This is a genomic window from Rhodococcus sp. OAS809 (genome assembly GCF_040546695.1).
Classification (GTDB): domain Bacteria; phylum Actinomycetota; class Actinomycetes; order Mycobacteriales; family Mycobacteriaceae; genus Rhodococcus_F; species Rhodococcus_F qingshengii.
Genome location: NZ_JBEPOI010000002.1, coordinates 3,457,501 through 3,472,500 on the forward strand (window position 1 = coordinate 3,457,501; position 15,000 = coordinate 3,472,500).

At 59.6% G+C, this 15,000-nt stretch carries 9 protein-coding genes and 2 rRNA genes; 7 read left to right on the forward strand and 4 right to left on the reverse strand.

Translation table 11 applies throughout. The annotated features are described in order from the left end of the window. Window position 1 precedes the first annotated feature (1 nt). A complete protein-coding gene (pdxA, locus tag ABIE52_RS19200; RefSeq protein WP_042447982.1) occupies window positions 2-2,254 on the reverse strand; it encodes a 4-hydroxythreonine-4-phosphate dehydrogenase PdxA in 2,253 nt (750 codons plus the stop codon). A gap of 212 nt (window positions 2,255-2,466) precedes the next feature. Here pdxA and ABIE52_RS19205 point away from each other — a divergent pair, with 212 nt between their 5' ends. From ABIE52_RS19205 to ABIE52_RS19235, 7 genes are read left to right on the forward strand one after another with little or no spacing between them, the layout of a single operon-like run. Next, complete coding sequence (locus tag ABIE52_RS19205) at window positions 2,467-4,044, forward strand: ABC transporter substrate-binding protein (RefSeq protein WP_007732494.1); 1,578 nt, start codon at window positions 2,467-2,469, stop codon at window positions 4,042-4,044. Between the two features lie 4 nt (window positions 4,045-4,048). Further along, window positions 4,049-5,053, forward strand: a complete 1,005-nt coding sequence (locus tag ABIE52_RS19210; protein ID WP_007732496.1) for an ABC transporter permease — start codon at window positions 4,049-4,051, stop codon at window positions 5,051-5,053. Continuing rightward, on the forward strand, window positions 5,053-6,000 hold the full coding sequence (locus ABIE52_RS19215; RefSeq protein ID WP_003941426.1) for an ABC transporter permease: 948 nt from the start codon (window positions 5,053-5,055) through the stop codon (window positions 5,998-6,000). Before ABIE52_RS19210 ends, ABIE52_RS19215 begins: the two co-directional genes overlap by 1 nt. A 3-nt stretch (window positions 6,001-6,003) precedes the next feature. After that, window positions 6,004-6,837, forward strand: a complete 834-nt coding sequence (locus ABIE52_RS19220; protein WP_192713746.1) for an ABC transporter ATP-binding protein — start codon at window positions 6,004-6,006, stop codon at window positions 6,835-6,837. Then, complete coding sequence (locus tag ABIE52_RS19225; RefSeq protein ID WP_007732503.1) at window positions 6,834-7,700, forward strand: ATP-binding cassette domain-containing protein; 867 nt, start codon at window positions 6,834-6,836, stop codon at window positions 7,698-7,700. Before ABIE52_RS19220 ends, ABIE52_RS19225 begins: the two co-directional genes overlap by 4 nt. Continuing rightward, window positions 7,700-8,659, forward strand: a complete 960-nt coding sequence (locus ABIE52_RS19230) for an aldo/keto reductase (RefSeq protein WP_192713745.1) — start codon at window positions 7,700-7,702, stop codon at window positions 8,657-8,659. Before ABIE52_RS19225 ends, ABIE52_RS19230 begins: the two co-directional genes overlap by 1 nt. A gap of 34 nt (window positions 8,660-8,693) precedes the next feature. Further along, window positions 8,694-9,455: an HpcH/HpaI aldolase family protein gene (locus ABIE52_RS19235; RefSeq protein WP_007732505.1), complete on the forward strand. Its 762-nt coding sequence runs from the start codon at window positions 8,694-8,696 to the stop codon at window positions 9,453-9,455. A gap of 63 nt (window positions 9,456-9,518) precedes the next feature. Here ABIE52_RS19235 and ABIE52_RS19240 read toward each other — a convergent pair whose 3' ends face one another. The 3 genes from ABIE52_RS19240 to ABIE52_RS19250 form a co-directional block, all read right to left on the reverse strand. Then, window positions 9,519-10,943, reverse strand: coding sequence for an aldehyde dehydrogenase family protein (locus ABIE52_RS19240; protein ID WP_007732506.1), 1,425 nt, complete (start codon window positions 10,941-10,943; stop codon window positions 9,519-9,521). Window positions 10,944-11,351: 408 nt separating this feature from the next. Then, window positions 11,352-11,468, reverse strand: a 5S ribosomal RNA gene (gene rrf / locus ABIE52_RS19245). A gap of 153 nt (window positions 11,469-11,621) precedes the next feature. Further along, a 23S ribosomal RNA gene (locus ABIE52_RS19250) occupies window positions 11,622-14,755 on the reverse strand. Window positions 14,756-15,000: the final 245 nt, after the last annotated feature.

Here is a 15,000-nt window from a genome sequence, read left to right on the forward strand (position 1 = left end):
CTTACTTGGAAACGAATGTGCTGGTTGCCAATTCGGCCGCCTGCCGCAGCGCTTCGACCATACTACCGGCCTCGGCGATGCCCTTACCTGCAATATCGAAAGCGGTTCCGTGATCGACGGAGGTACGGATGACAGGTAACCCGACGGTGATGTTGACGCCGGCCTCGATCCCGAGAACCTTGACCGGGCCGTGCCCCTGATCGTGGTACATCGCAACGATCAAGTCGTAGTCCCCACGTCCAGCGAGGAAGAATGCCGTGTCCGCCGGCAGTGGGCCGTGGACGTCGATTCCTTCTGCCTTCAAGAGTTCGACGGCGGGAATGATCTTCTGCTCTTCCTCTCCGTACCCGAAAAGCCCGTTCTCCCCCGCATGCGGGTTGATCCCGCACACGCCGATTTTCGGAGATGGATTGCCCGTGCGCACCAAAGCTTCGTGACCTCGACGAATGGTCCTCTCGACCAGGCCGGGCTCGATCCTGGCAACTGCATCGAGCAGTCCGATGTGAGTGGTCACGTGAATCACCTTGAGCTTGGGGGTCGACAACATCATCGACACCTCCTCGGTACCGGTCAGGTGCGCAAGCAATTCCGTGTGTCCGGGATAGATGTGTCCTGCCGCATGCAGCGCTTCCTTGTTCAGCGGCGCCGTGCAGATCGACTGGACTTCACCGCGTACGGCGAGTTCGCTTGCGACGCGGATATATTGATAGGCCGCATCCCCTGCGACTGCCGACAGTTCACCCCAGGCGAGATCCTCGGGTAGCAAGTCCAGGTCGATGACGTTGATCCGTCCATCGATGAATTCAGCATCCTTGATCTCCTCGATCGCGACCACGTCGACGTCGATTCCGAGCACCGTGGCAGCCAATCGCAAACGCTTCGCGTCGCCGACAACAACAGGGCGGCAACGCTTTCTCGTTTCGGCGTCGAGGAGTGCGGGGACGATCACTTCCGGTCCGACGCCGGCGCCGTCGCCCATCGTGACAGCGATCAGCGGCAGTGGAGTGGATTCGATTGACATGGGATTGACCTCGTTGTCTGAAGGAGTAACTGAAGGTGGACTGTCCGGAGCGGCGACCGGGGTGGGGTGCGCGAGAAACTTCGTTATGGAGAAAAGACTGTGTGCATTCCCGAAACTGCCTGGCCGCGTGACGATGTACCGTCCGGTGCGATCGACGGAAAGTACGGCGCCGTGTTCGATTTCGTAAATCGGTGACAGCGTGTCGATCCGCAGGCGGTCGAGAACGCTGCGCGCGGTTTCGCCACCGGTAAGTACCAGGTCGATCGGGTACTCGTCGTGGGAGAATCCTGCATCGACGGCAGCGATCAGATCGGCGAGAGCCGAAACGAGGTGGACGGATTCTGCAGGCACGACAGGTCCACTTACCGAAACCACGACGTTTCCGCGAACCAGTGCGTTCAGAATCGGAAGCGGATCGACCGAATGCGCCAGCAGCTCAGCACTGTTCACTTCGATATGATGCGCCCCTGAATCCCGAAGCAATGCCACTTGGTCCCCGGCAGACGCATCCGCCGTCCCCACGACGACCAAGGTAAATCGAGAATCACGAAGAGATGGGCACGCGACGGGTGACTGCACGGCTCTTCGTCGTGCCACTGCCATCGCGAGCGCCGAGGTTCCTACCAATCGAGAACCCCGAACCTCCTGTGCTGCAGCCACAATCAGTTCCAGATCACTCTCGGTCTCGACGTCGCAGATCGCCACCGACCCGGCTTCTGAGATCGACGCAAGAACCTGGATCAAACGACCGGAGCGAATGTCATCCAGCGATACGCCAGAAGTGATTGCCGACGGGCCGAGCGCCTCTGCAATCGACCGAGGAGTCGGCTTCGACTCCGCGCGCCACAGGTCGGTGGAGTGCAACGCAACCCCATCGACCAACACCACGCCGTCTTGCACCGTGCGCCCTTGTCTGGGCAGTCCGGCGGCGACGATGACCGGGGATCCGTCGCGGGAGAGTTCTCCAACCTCCGCTGCTATGTTGCCCCTGAGCAGGGAATCGATCTTCTTGACGATCTCGGAGCCGTCAGACGATTGCAGAACTGATCTCACGTCCCGAGAGGCTCTGGCGGGGTCGGATCGCCGTGAGTGCAGATCGAAAACCGTCACTCCTGATCCGTCGGGCGCATCTGGGCCGAGCCGAAGCGATATGCCCGAACTGCGGAGCAGAAATCCTGCGGCCGACTCCGCTGCTCCGGAAAGATCATCAGCGATGATTACCAGTGGTTTCATCGAATTCCTCGACCCCCTTTCGGTCTGAATCGAGTTTGCACAGCATCGCAACCGATGCGCGAAGTACGCAATCGAAGTTACGGGACTTGCGCGAAGTGCGCAACAGTGCCATTGTGAGCTGAGTTACAAGCGAGAGCCCGACGCGATTGTTCACCAACAGTCCGCTCGGAGCGTCGCCCCCACGCTGCCCCGTCAGGATCGAAAGGTCACCGATGACCAATACTCGTTTGCGAACACCACAGCTCTCCCGGCGATCCTTTCTGCAGTTCACCGGGCTGATCGGTGGCGCAACGCTTCTGGGCACGACTGCCGCGTGCGCCGGCCCTACCGGGAAACCGACACAGGACACCCTGGTGCTCGGGCTCAACCGCTCGCTCGTCAGCCTCGACAACAAACTCAATCAATTCGACGCAGCAGTCACGGCTCAACGTGGCGTCAGACAAGGTCTCACCCGGATCGGCGACAATCTGACACCGCAACTCGTTCTCGCTGACAGGTTCGAATCGACCGGCCCGACCGAGTGGACGGTTCGACTCCGCGAGGGCATCCGTTACTCCGACGGCACACCTGTGCTGATCGACGACGTCACGACGGCAATGCAGATGTACCAGCAGGTCAGCGGATCGTTTGTCGCACCGCAGTTCCCCGAGTGGCCGACGGTCGTCCCCATCGACGATCGCACCTTCATCCTTCGGACGAATTCCCCGGTGCCGGTTCTGGACTCGCTCATGTCCAACATCTTGATCACCCCGGCCGCTGCCAACGAACCCAACGAACTGCAGAGCGGAATCGGGTCGGGACCGTTCGTCGTCAGCGAATCGAACCGGGGCACCGGCGATTACACACTTGTCGCCAATGACAACTACTGGGGCCCGGCCCCCGGCGTTCGTCGTGTTCAGGTCCGCTTCATTCCCGAAGAGGCCGGCCGCGTCGTCGCGCTTCGGAGCGGCGAGGTCGACGTCATCGACTCGATCAGTCCCGATTCCGCCGAACAACTCGCCGATCTGCCTGGTGTCCAGGTGGACACAGTACCGAGCACACGCATCAACCAACTGTTCTTCAACTTCCGCAAGCCCGCCGATCACCCACTGTCCAATCCGCGTGTCCGAGAAGCTCTCACGTATGCCATCGACGGTGAGTCACTCGCTCGGGACGTGCTGATCGGTTCCGCAGTCCCGGCCACCGGCCCCGCACCGTCGACCTTGGACGGAGCCGTGAAAACCGGTACTTACCAATATGATCCACGGAAAGCGCGGCAAATGCTCGAGGCCGAAGGTGCCGACGACCTCGAACTCACCTTCATCTGGGAAACCGGAGAGTTCACCAACGACGTCTCGGTGATGGAATCGGTACTCGAAATGATGAAGGCCGTGGGAGTACGCGTCAAACTCCAGCAGTTCGAACCGGGCGGTGACATCTCGTCCTGGCGCCAGGGCAAGACCGGCGACTGGGATGTGCTGGGCAACGGCTACGGCAACCAGACCGGACTTGCACTGACCACGTTGCAGGGGATGTACGCCGGCACAGCGGAGAAGGAAGCAACTCGCGACACCTATCACGGGTACGTCTTCCCCGAAATCACCGCGAAGATCCAAGCCGCATCCAGTGAACCAGACCCGACCAAGCGCGCCGCTCTACTCGACGCCGCACAACAAGACATCTGGAACACCTGGCCTTGCCTGTGGAGCTTCGTACCCAACGCACTCCTTGCGAAACGCACTCGTGTACAAAATGTTTCACTGACCCCAATCAACTCCTACGACCTCGGCGCCGTCCGATTGGAGGCCTGAGGCGATGACTCTCACCGCTCCGAAACCGCAAACCGCTCTCGGAATCTCTCCGCGTCGACGCACAAGGATCAACCCGACCGTCAAATACGTCCTCAAACGTCTGGCACAGAGTGCCTTGACGATCTTCCTCACGCTCACAACAGTGTTCGTCCTGATCCGAATGGCACCCGGCGATCCTGCCTACGCCTTGGCCGGACCGCTGGCCAGCACCGAGGATCTCGCACAGATCCGTGCTGACATGGGCTTGGACAAGTCGGTGTTCTCCCAATACCTGATCTACCTGTGGGACCTCGTCCACCTGAATCTCGGCACGTCGTACTCGTTCCAGGCGCCGGCCATGGACGTTGTCCTCGGCCGTCTCCCGTACACCATCACCCTTGCCGTCAGCTCCATTCTGTTGACCGCCGTGCTCTCGATTCCACTGGGCGTGTGGATGGCCCGTCACGCGGACACCAGACGTGAACTCGGTGCGAACGTCGTAGCCGTCGGCGGGCAGTCCATGCCGGAGTTCTGGAGCGGCCTGATGCTGGTGACGATCTTCGCGGTCTTGATCCCCGTACTCCCGGCAGCCGGCTTCACCACATGGCCGTCGTTGATCCTGCCTACCGTCACCATCGCCATCCTTCAGATCGCGTTGATCTCCCGGATGGTTCGACGCGAAATGGTCTCGGCCTTCGCTTCTCCGTACATCACCGTCGCACGCTCTCGCGGAGTATCGGAACGCGAACTCACCTGGCGATATGCGATGCGTAATTCGGCGATTCCGATCGTCACCGCGCTGGGCACCAGATTTGCCGGAATGCTGAACGGCGTCGTGGTGGTCGAGGTCGTGTTCGCCTGGCCTGGTGTCGGCTCGCTGGTGGTCCGCGCACTCGAGACTCGCGACTACCCGCTCATCCAGGCCACCGTACTTGTCACCGCGGTTCTCGCAGTGCTCGTGCAACTGGCAGTGGACCTCCTCTACCCCCTCCTGGATCCACGCGTGCGACTCGGAAAGGGCGCCAACTGATGACTACCGTCTTGGAACCTCCAACAACTCCACGCGCCAGCGCGGTCACCGAGGCAGACTTCGCACGCGCCGGAGCCACGCGCCGTAAGCGAGACAGCCGAGTCAAGATCTGGGCCGGCTCGATCTGCGCGCTCCTGGTGATTCTTCCTGTTGCATTGGCCGGGCTGCTCCCCCTTGCAGATCCGAACCAGACCAACCTGAGCAGTCGACGGCTACCGCCCCTCACCGACGGCCATCTGTTCGGCACCGATCAGTTGGGACGAGATCTGCTCTCACGGATCCTGCACGGCGGCCAGGTGTCTCTGACGATCGGTATTCTCGCCGTGATCGTCTCCGGCGTCATCGGCATCGTCGCCGGATCCGCCGCGGGGTACTTCGGTGGTTGGGTCGACACCGTGATCTCCCGCCTACTCGAAGCACAGCTTTCTCTGCCTCTGCTGATGATGCTGCTTCTCGTTGTTGCGCTGTTCGGCCCGTCCATTCCCGTCATCACGTTTGTCATCGCGATCGCACAGTGGCCCGAAGTCGCACGGTTGACTCGCTCATTGGTACTCGTCGAACGCGAAAAGCCTTACGTAGCTGCAGCTCGAGTCCTCGGACTTACCCGCATGGCCATCCTGCTTCGTCACGTCATTCCCAACATCGTCAAGCAGGCATCGCTCGTCGTCCTGTTGCTGCTCGCGCAGGCCGTACTGCTGGAAAGTTCGTTGAGCTACCTCGGCGCCGGACCGCAACGTCCATTCGCTACCTGGGGACGAATCATCGCCGACGGCCAGGACTACATCACCACGTCATGGTGGATCGTCACGTTGACCGGTCTGATGATCGTGCTGCTGGTCGTCGGAGTGAACCTACTCGGCGATGGTCTGCGCGATCGTCCTGCAGGTTCGAAACGACTGGGCGCAAGCCTGTTCGGGCGTGGCAGCGCCCAGAAAGCGAAGGCGTGAGACATGGGAAATCTACTACGGGTCGACGATCTCCAGATCGAACTTGTCACGGCGAACGGCGTCATCCGAGCCGTCGACGGCGTGTCCTTCTGCATCGACGCCGGTGAAACCGTCACCATCATCGGTGAATCCGGCTCCGGAAAGTCGACGACAGCCATGGGGATTCTCGGACTGCTTCCGGACGATCTTGCGGTTCTTTCCGGGAAAGCCGTGTTCAAGGGTCAGGACATTCTCGGAAACACGAAGATCCTGAACGATATTCGCGGAAAACACATCGCGCTCATCCCCCAGGACCCGATGACGGCTCTGAGTCCCGTCCACACCATCGGCAGCCAACTTCGAGAAGCAGTGCGCCACAGCGGTGTGACCGCGAAGAAGCAACAAATCGAGCGGGCAGTGCAACTGCTCGAGCAGGTACGCATTCCGTATCCGGATCAGCAACTCGACAAGTACCCGCATCAACTGTCGGGTGGAATGTTGCAGCGCGTCCTGATCGCCGGCGCTCTTGCTGCCGGCCCCGAACTGATCGTGGCCGACGAACCCACCAGCGCACTGGACGTAACCGTTCAGGCCGGGATTCTGGATCTATTGCTCGAGTTGCAGGAGCGCACCGGGATCGGAATGCTGGTCATCACTCACGATCTCGGAGTTGCGCGGTTGGTCTCCGATCGCATCTACGTGATGAGGGACGGACGTTTTGTCGAGACCGGTAGTGCCGACGTTCTCGTCGACTCACCGCAAAGCGCCTACACACAAAAGCTTCTCGACGCCATACCTCAACTGGGGCCTTGGGACGGCGACCCCGCCCGTTCAACACAGATCGGAGCCTCGGCATGACCCGCCACGAAACGCCACTTCTCGCCGTCGAAGATCTCGTGGTCGAGTATCCGGTTCCCGACGGAGTTTTCCGAGCCGTGGATGCTGTGAGCTTCTCGGTGGAAAAGGGCAAGACCTTGGCCATCGTCGGCGAATCCGGATGTGGCAAGTCGACCATCGCTCGATCGATCGTCCGACTCCTCACACCGACCAGTGGACGCATTCTCGTCGACGGCAATGACATCGCGCAGATGTCGGAGAAGTCGCTGCGCCCCTACCGCTCTCGCGTTCAAATGGTGTTCCAAGATCCGTACGGATCGCTCGACCCTCATCTGACTGCCGAGGACATCATCGGAGAACCACTGCGCCTCAAAGGTGTTCGGAGCAAGTCTGAACGTGCAAAGGCAGCAGCAGAACTCGTCGATCGCGTTGGCTTGCCCAGCTCGGCACTACACCGGCGTCCGGCGGAGTTCTCGGGAGGCCAACGTCAGCGCATCGGAATTGCTCGTGCACTTGCCAGCGGACCCGAGATCCTGGTCTGCGACGAAGCGACCAGCGCTCTCGACGTGTCGGTGCAAGCGCAGGTACTCGAGCTCCTACGTGAAATTCAGGCCGATACCGGTCTGACGTACGTTTTCATCTCACACAACTTGGGCGTCGTCCGAGAAATCAGCGAGACCGTAGTCGTGATGTCGAAAGGAACCATCGTCGAATCCGGTTCCACAGACACAGTTCTCGCCAGTCCGCGCGAGCCGTACACCCGCGCACTACGAGGCGCTGCTCTCGATCCCACCACCATGGTCGGCATCAAACCACGCCACGTGGTGGCAGCCCTGTCCAAGAACTTGCTAGCCAAGCAGACCGAATCACGAGGAGTTGCCTGATGACCGCCCCACTCGAGCTTCCGAAACTGGTGCTCGGCACCATGACATTCGGAGACACGGTCGACATATCGGGCGCCGGATCGATGCTCGACGCAGCACTAGGCGCCGGTATCTCTCACATCGACACGGCCAACGGCTATGCGGGCGGCGAGTCCGAGCGCATGCTGGCAAAGCTGCTCCACGGCCGACGCGATTCCGTCACTCTGGCCACCAAAGCGGGAATGCCGCATCCCGATGCCGGCGACAACAGCCCACTCTCGACAGAGGGGCTCCGAGCAAGCGTCGAAGGAAGCCTGCGCAGACTCGACATGGACTACGTCGACCTGTTCTATCTCCATCAGCCGGACCGAACCGTCACGCTGACCGAAACTCTCACCACCGTCGCGGAACTGGTTGCCGAGGGCAAGATCCGCACACTCGGCGTATCCAACTTCGCAGCGTGGCAAATCAGTGAAATCAACTACACCGCAGACACAGTCGGAGCTCCCCGACCGATCGTCGCACAGCAGCTCTACAACTTGCTCGCGCGTCGCATCGAAGAAGAATACGCAGAATTCGCGGACGTGACCGGACTGACCACCATGGTCTACAACCCACTCGGTGGGGGCCTGCTCACGGGGCGCCACACCTTCGACGAAAGTCCCGCCGACGGCCGATTCGGCGACTCACGTCTTGCGTCGATGTACAAGGAGCGATACTGGAACACACAGATATTCGACGCGATCGCTCAACTGACGGCAATCGCAGAGCAGTCGGGCATCTCCCTGACCGAGCTTGCGTTGCGCTGGCTGGTCAGCAAGCCCGTCGCCGGATCGCTGCTCCTCGGAGGATCCAAAGTAACGCACCTCGAATCCAATATCGCGGCCATCGGGCGAGGTCCACTCGACGCCTCGACCATCGAAGAGTGTGATCTCGTCGGTGCCGCCCTACGAGGCCCCATGCCCAACTACAACCGCTGAAACACCCGACCTTCATCAGGAAGAGTTCTTCACTATGTCAGCACAGGAATTCGCCGCACGCATCCGAGGACGCGAACGCATACTCGGATATTGGTCCGTCATCGACAGCCCGATCTCGACCGAGTGGATCGCGCACGTCGGCTGGGACTACATTGCCCTCGACATGCAGCACGGCCTGATCGGCTATTCGGGGATGGTCGCCGGGCTCACCGCCATCGACTCGTCACCGTCCACCGTCGGGATGGTGCGCGTCGAGGCAAACAATCCGACGCCCATCGGCCGTGCACTCGACGCGGGCGCTGTGGGCGTCATCGTTCCGCTGATCAACAACGCCGAAGAGGCAGCGGCCGCCGTGGCAGCCGCCAAGTATCCGCCTTTCGGCATCCGCTCCTACGGACCCATGCGCTCGCAACTCCGTATCGGCCCCGTTCCCGCCGACGCGAACCGCGACACCGTTGTATTTGCGATGATCGAGACCCCACAGGGTCTGGCGAACGTCGAAGAGATCTGCGCAGTGCCCGGATTGGACGGCGTGTACGTCGGGCCGTCCGACCTACGAATCGCCGTCGGAGGTAAGCACTCCAACGATCCGGACGTCGCCGAGGAATTCGAATCAGCGCTCACCAGGGTGCGCGAAGCTGCCGCCGTCAGCGGAGTCGCTGCGGGAATCCACACACCTTCCGGTCAGGTTGCGGCACAACGGCTCGGGGAGGGCTACACGTTCGCGACCGTGGCCTCGGACCTGACACATCTGGCGAACATCTCGGCTCAGCATTTGGATGCCGCCAAGTCCTGATCCGGGTACAAAAATGGCGATGCTCCCGCACTTGGTACGGGAGCATCGCCATTCTCGAACAAACTATCTCTGAATCGCCTTGATCTCGAGGAACTCTTCGAGCCCGAACGTGCCGGCCTCGCGCCCGACGCCCGACTGCTTGTACCCACCGAACGGAGCATTCGTGTTGAAGGCGCCGCCGTTCACCTCGACCTGCCCGGCACGCAGTTGCCGTGCGACGCGATCCGCGCGATCGGGGTCACCTGACCAAACGCCACCGGCCAGTCCGTACTCGGTGCCGTTAGCGATCCGCACTGCGTCGGCCTCGTCTTTGTAGCCCATGATCGAGAGGACCGGTCCGAAGATCTCCTCGCGCGCAATGGTCATGTCTTCGGTCACGTTCGCGAACACCGTCGGACCGACGAAATATCCACTGGCCAGACCGGTTTCGCGACCGTCGACAACCGCGGTGGCGCCTTCCGACACACCCTTTTCGATGTATCCGCGAACGCGTCCCAGCTGATTCGCGTTCACCAGAGGACCAAGCACCGAAGTCGGCTGAGTCGGATCACCTACCGGAAAATGAGCGGCGACCGCAGCAGCAATTGCCGCTGCCTCATCCACCTTCTCCGCGGGAACCAACATACGCGTCAGCGCCGAACAGGTCTGGCCCGAGTTGATGAAGCACTTTGCGACGCCGTCCGTGACAGCCTTTTCGAGATCGGCGTCGTCGAGAATGACGTTCGCCGACTTGCCACCCAGCTCGAGCGAGACCTTCTTGATGGTGTCCGCGGCAACGATGGCCACTCGCTTGCCTGCCCGAGTCGACCCGGTGAAGGAGACCATGTCGACTTCCGGGTGGCCGGCGATGGCTTCACCCACTACCGGGCCGTAGCCACTTACCAGGTTGAATACACCTGCAGGCAAACCAATTTCGTCGAAGATGTCAGCGAGAGCGTACGTGATGAGTGGCGCAACCTCGGTGGGCTTGAGAACCACGGTGCAGCCCGCCGCGAGCGCACCGCCAACCTTCAAGACAACTTGGTGGAGCGGGAAGTTCCAGGGAGTGATAGCGCCGACAACACCCGCAGGTTCGCGAACAATCAGCGAATTCCCGACCTCGTGAGCGTCGAAATCATAAGTGCGAGCCAATTCGGCAAATGCATTCAAATTCGCGAGCGGCATTCCGATTTGCACGGGCTTCGCGAATCCGATCGGCATGCCCATATCCTGCGAAACCAGCGCCGCAAGATCATCGGTACGTTCGGCAATAATCGCCGCGGCTTTGGAAAGATATTCGGCTCGCTCGCCGCCGGATAGTGCAGACCAAGCGGGGAAAGCCTTTCGTGCTGCCTTCGCGGCCGCATCGACATCTTCGACAGTGCCTTCGGCGACAGTTCCTATCAGCTCTTCGGTAGCCGGATTGAGAACGTCGATCCGACCGCTGCCAGTGGATTCGATCCAGGCGCCATCAACATAGATTTTGGTGCGGTCGAGAATATCGGTCATCGAAGCCTCCGTAGTCATCACGCGTGCACAGGTGAGGTGGGCCCGATCACACGGGGCACCTCTTCCGAGCCTAGCCACGCTCGACGGGTTCCGTGGCAGGTTGGTGTCGAGATTGACCTTCGACTGACGAGACCTGTGGTGCGCGCACGCTTTTCAGTGATGGTGTGAACGTACCGTTCCCCTCGCCTAAGAGGGTGAGCGTGTCGTTCACTCCATGCCGGGGTGCCGGCGGCGTGCCCGCCCTTGATGGTGCGAACGGTACGTTCGGTCGATCTGAGGCGACGAACGTACCGTTCACTCGATCCGGGGGGTGCCGGCGACGGGATGTTTCGGGGTGTTTCGGGGGGGGTGTTTTGGGTACGAGAAAGCCCCCCAACCAGTACTGGTTGGGGGGCTTCTCTAATGTGTGTTCGGCGGTGTCCTACTCTCCCACACCCTGTCGAGTGCAGTACCATCGGCGCTGAAGGGCTTAGCTTCCGGGTTCGGAATGGGACCGGGCGTTTCCCCTTCGCTATGACCGCCGTAACTCTATGAAACTGTCACAGTAACCTTCTTCTGATCACCTGGTTTCACCACCCGTCAACACCAGTTTCTGGTGTTGGGGGATGGAGAAAACAGGGTTTCTCATCAGTATCTGTGTGTTGTTTCAGATACCGCACAGTGGACGCGTAGCTTCTTTGTGGTAAGTCCTCGGCCTATTAGTACCAGTCACCTGCATGCATTACTGCACTTCCAGTTCTGGCCTATCAACCCGGTGGTCTGCCGGGGGCCTTACCCCCTCGAGGGGGTGAGAAACCTCATCTTGGAACAGGCTTCCCGCTTAGATGCTTTCAGCGGTTATCCCTTCCGAACGTAGCTAACCAGCGGTGCTCCTGGCGGAACAACTGGCACACCAGAGGTTCGTCCGTCCCGGTCCTCTCGTACTAGGGACAGCCTTCCTCAAGTTTCTAACGCGCGCGGCGGATAGAGACCGAACTGTCTCACGACGTTCTAAACCCAGCTCGCGTGCCGCTTTAATGGGCGAACAGCCCAACCCTTGGGACCTACTCCAGCCCCAGGATGCGACGAGCCGACATCGAGGTGCCAAACCATCCCGTCGATATGGACTCTTGGGGAAGATCAGCCTGTTATCCCCGGGGTACCTTTTATCCGTTGAGCGACACCGCTTCCACTTGCCGGTGCCGGATCACTAGTCCCGACTTTCGTCCCTGCTCGACCTGTCAGTCTCACAGTCAAGCTCCCTTGTGCACTTGCACTCGACACCTGATTGCCAACCAGGCTGAGGGAACCTTTGGGCGCCTCCGTTACATTTTGGGAGGCAACCGCCCCAGTTAAACTACCCACCAGGCACTGTCCCTGAACCAGATCATGGTCCGAGGTTAGAGGTCCAATTCGATCAGAGTGGTATTTCAACAACGACTCCACGATAACTGGCGTCACCGTTTCACAGTCTCCCACCTATCCTACACAAACCGAACCGAACACCAATACCAAGCTGTAGTGAAGGTCCCGGGGTCTTTTCGTCCTGCCGCGCGTAACGAGCATCTTTACTCGTAATGCAATTTCGCCGAGTCTACGGTTGAGACAGCTGAGAAGTCGTTACGCCATTCGTGCAGGTCGGAACTTACCCGACAAGGAATTTCGCTACCTTAGGATGGTTATAGTTACCACCGCCGTTTACTGGGGCTTAAATTCTCAGCTTCGCTCCCGAAGGAACTAACCGGTCCTCTTAACCTTCCAGCACCGGGCAGGCGTCAGTCCGTATACATCGTCTTACGACTTCGCACGGACCTGTGTTTTTAGTAAACAGTCGCTTCTCACTGGTCTCTGCGGCCCCACCCAGCTCAGACAGTAAATGTCGTCACCAGACAGGGCCCCCCTTCTCCCGAAGTTACGGGGGCATTTTGCCGAGTTCCTTAACCATAGTTATCTCGATCGCCTTAGTATTCTCTACCTGACCACCTGTGTCGGTTTGGGGTACGGGCCGTGTGAAAGCTCGCTAGAGGCTTTTCTCGGCAGCATAGGATCACTGAATTCGCCTCAATCGGCTACGCATCACGTCTCAGGCTATGTGCGACCCGGATTTGCCTAGGTCACGCCCTACACGCTTACACCAGTATTACCACTGACTGGCTCAGCTACCTTCCTGCGTCACCCCATCGCTTGGCTACTACCAGATCAGGTCCCATGCATCCACCAACTCGAGACCCGAAGGTCTTCTCGTGGCTTCAGGATGGTTAGTATCACTGATTCACCATGGGCGCGTTCACACGGGTACGGGAATATCAACCCGTTGTCCATCGGCTACGCCTGTCGGCCTCGTCTTAGGTCCCGACTCACCCTGGGCGGATTAACCTGGCCCAGGAACCCTTGGTCATTCGGCGGACGAGTTTCTCACTCGTCTTTCGCTACTCATGCCTGCATTCTCACTCGTGTGGCCTCCACGGCTAGGTCACCCTGCCGCTTCCATGGCCACACGACGCTCCCCTACCCATCCACACACCTGCCCAACACTCCGCAGAGTGAAGGGGGGCTATTGCGTGAATGCCGCAGCTTCGGTGGTGTACTTGAGCCCCGCTACATTGTCGGCGCAGGATCACTTGACCAGTGAGCTATTACGCACTCTTTCAAGGGTGGCTGCTTCTAAGCCAACCTCCTGGTTGTCTTCGCGACCCCACATCCTTTTCCACTTAGTACACGCTTAGGGACCTTAGCTGGCGATCTGGGCTGTTTCCCTCTCGACTACGAACCTTATCGCCCGCAGTCTCACTGCCGCGCTCTCACTCACCGGCATTCGGAGTTTGGCTGATTTCGGTAAGCTTGTGGGCCCCCTAGACCATCCAGTAGCTCTACCTCCGGTGAGAAACACGCGACGCTGCACCTAAATGCATTTCGGGGAGAACCAGCTATCACGGAGTTTGATTGGCCTTTCACCCCTACCCACAACTCATCCCCTCAGTTTTCAACCTAAGTGGGTTCGGTCCTCCACGACGTCTTACCGTCGCTTCAACCTGGCCATGGGTAGATCACTCCGCTTCGGGTCTAGAGCATGCCACTGACTCGCCCTATTCGGACTCGCTTTCGCTACGGCTACCCCACACGGGTTAACCTCGCGACATGCCACTAACTCGCAGGCTCATTCTTCAAAAGGCACGCCATCACCCCCAGCAGTAAACTGCTCGAAGGCTCTGACGGATTGTAAGCGCACGGTTTCAGGTACTATTTCACTCCCCTCCCGGGGTACTTTTCACCTTTCCCTCACGGTACTAGTCCGCTATCGGTCACCAGGGAGTATTCAGGCTTATCGGGTGGTCCCGACAGATTCACACCAGATTTCACGGGCCCGGTGCTACTTGGGTTTCCATTACAACAGTCACAAAGTTTTCGTGTACGGGATTCTCACCCTCTACGACAGGCCGTTCCAGACCACTTCCACTAACCCTGTGATTTCTTACTGTTGGCCAACACGGCAGTATTGACAAAATGAACCCCACAACCCCACGAATGCAACACCTGCCGGCTATCACACACCCATGGTTTAGCCTCTTCCGCTTTCGCTCGCCACTACTCACGGAATCACGGTTGTTTTCTCTTCCTGTGGGTACTGAGATGTTTCACTTCCCCACGTTCCCTCCACACGCCCTATATATTCAGGCGCGGGTAACACGACATCACTCGTGCTGGGTTTCCCCATTCGGACATCCTCGGATCACAGCTCGGTTGACAGCTCCCCGAGGCTTATCGCAGCCTCCTACGTCCTTCATCGGCTCCTGGTGCCAAGGCATCCACCGTACGCTCTTCATTACTTACAACAAAGATGCTCGCGTCCACTGTGCAGTTCTCAAACAACACACAAACAACCACCTCACGCAGACACCAACAAAAACCACTCTCACGAATAATTCTTGCGGTATGACTGCAGCAGTCATTTGTCGTTACTTCCTAGAGAGGAAACACTCGCGTGTTCTCTCAGGACCCAACAGTATGTCGATATATTGCACTCGCCGGCAGATCATGTGATCTGCCGTGATGCGAGGAAGTTTGTCAGCGTCCACCC

What these genes read in the sequence shown, in the direction of transcription:
- pdxA (WP_042447982.1), bottom strand. Translation starts at nt 2,254, where the DNA reads ATGAAACCACTGGTAATCATCGCTGATGATCTTTCCGGAGCAGCGGAG.
- ABIE52_RS19205 (WP_007732494.1), top strand. Translation starts at nt 2,467, where the DNA reads ATGACCAATACTCGTTTGCGAACACCACAGCTCTCCCGGCGATCCTTT.
- ABIE52_RS19210 (WP_007732496.1), top strand. Translation starts at nt 4,049, where the DNA reads ATGACTCTCACCGCTCCGAAACCGCAAACCGCTCTCGGAATCTCTCCG.
- ABIE52_RS19215 (WP_003941426.1), top strand. Translation starts at nt 5,053, where the DNA reads ATGACTACCGTCTTGGAACCTCCAACAACTCCACGCGCCAGCGCGGTC.
- ABIE52_RS19220 (WP_192713746.1), top strand. Translation starts at nt 6,004, where the DNA reads ATGGGAAATCTACTACGGGTCGACGATCTCCAGATCGAACTTGTCACG.
- ABIE52_RS19225 (WP_007732503.1), top strand. Translation starts at nt 6,834, where the DNA reads ATGACCCGCCACGAAACGCCACTTCTCGCCGTCGAAGATCTCGTGGTC.
- ABIE52_RS19230 (WP_192713745.1), top strand. Translation starts at nt 7,700, where the DNA reads ATGACCGCCCCACTCGAGCTTCCGAAACTGGTGCTCGGCACCATGACA.
- ABIE52_RS19235 (WP_007732505.1), top strand. Translation starts at nt 8,694, where the DNA reads ATGTCAGCACAGGAATTCGCCGCACGCATCCGAGGACGCGAACGCATA.
- ABIE52_RS19240 (WP_007732506.1), bottom strand. Translation starts at nt 10,943, where the DNA reads ATGACCGATATTCTCGACCGCACCAAAATCTATGTTGATGGCGCCTGG.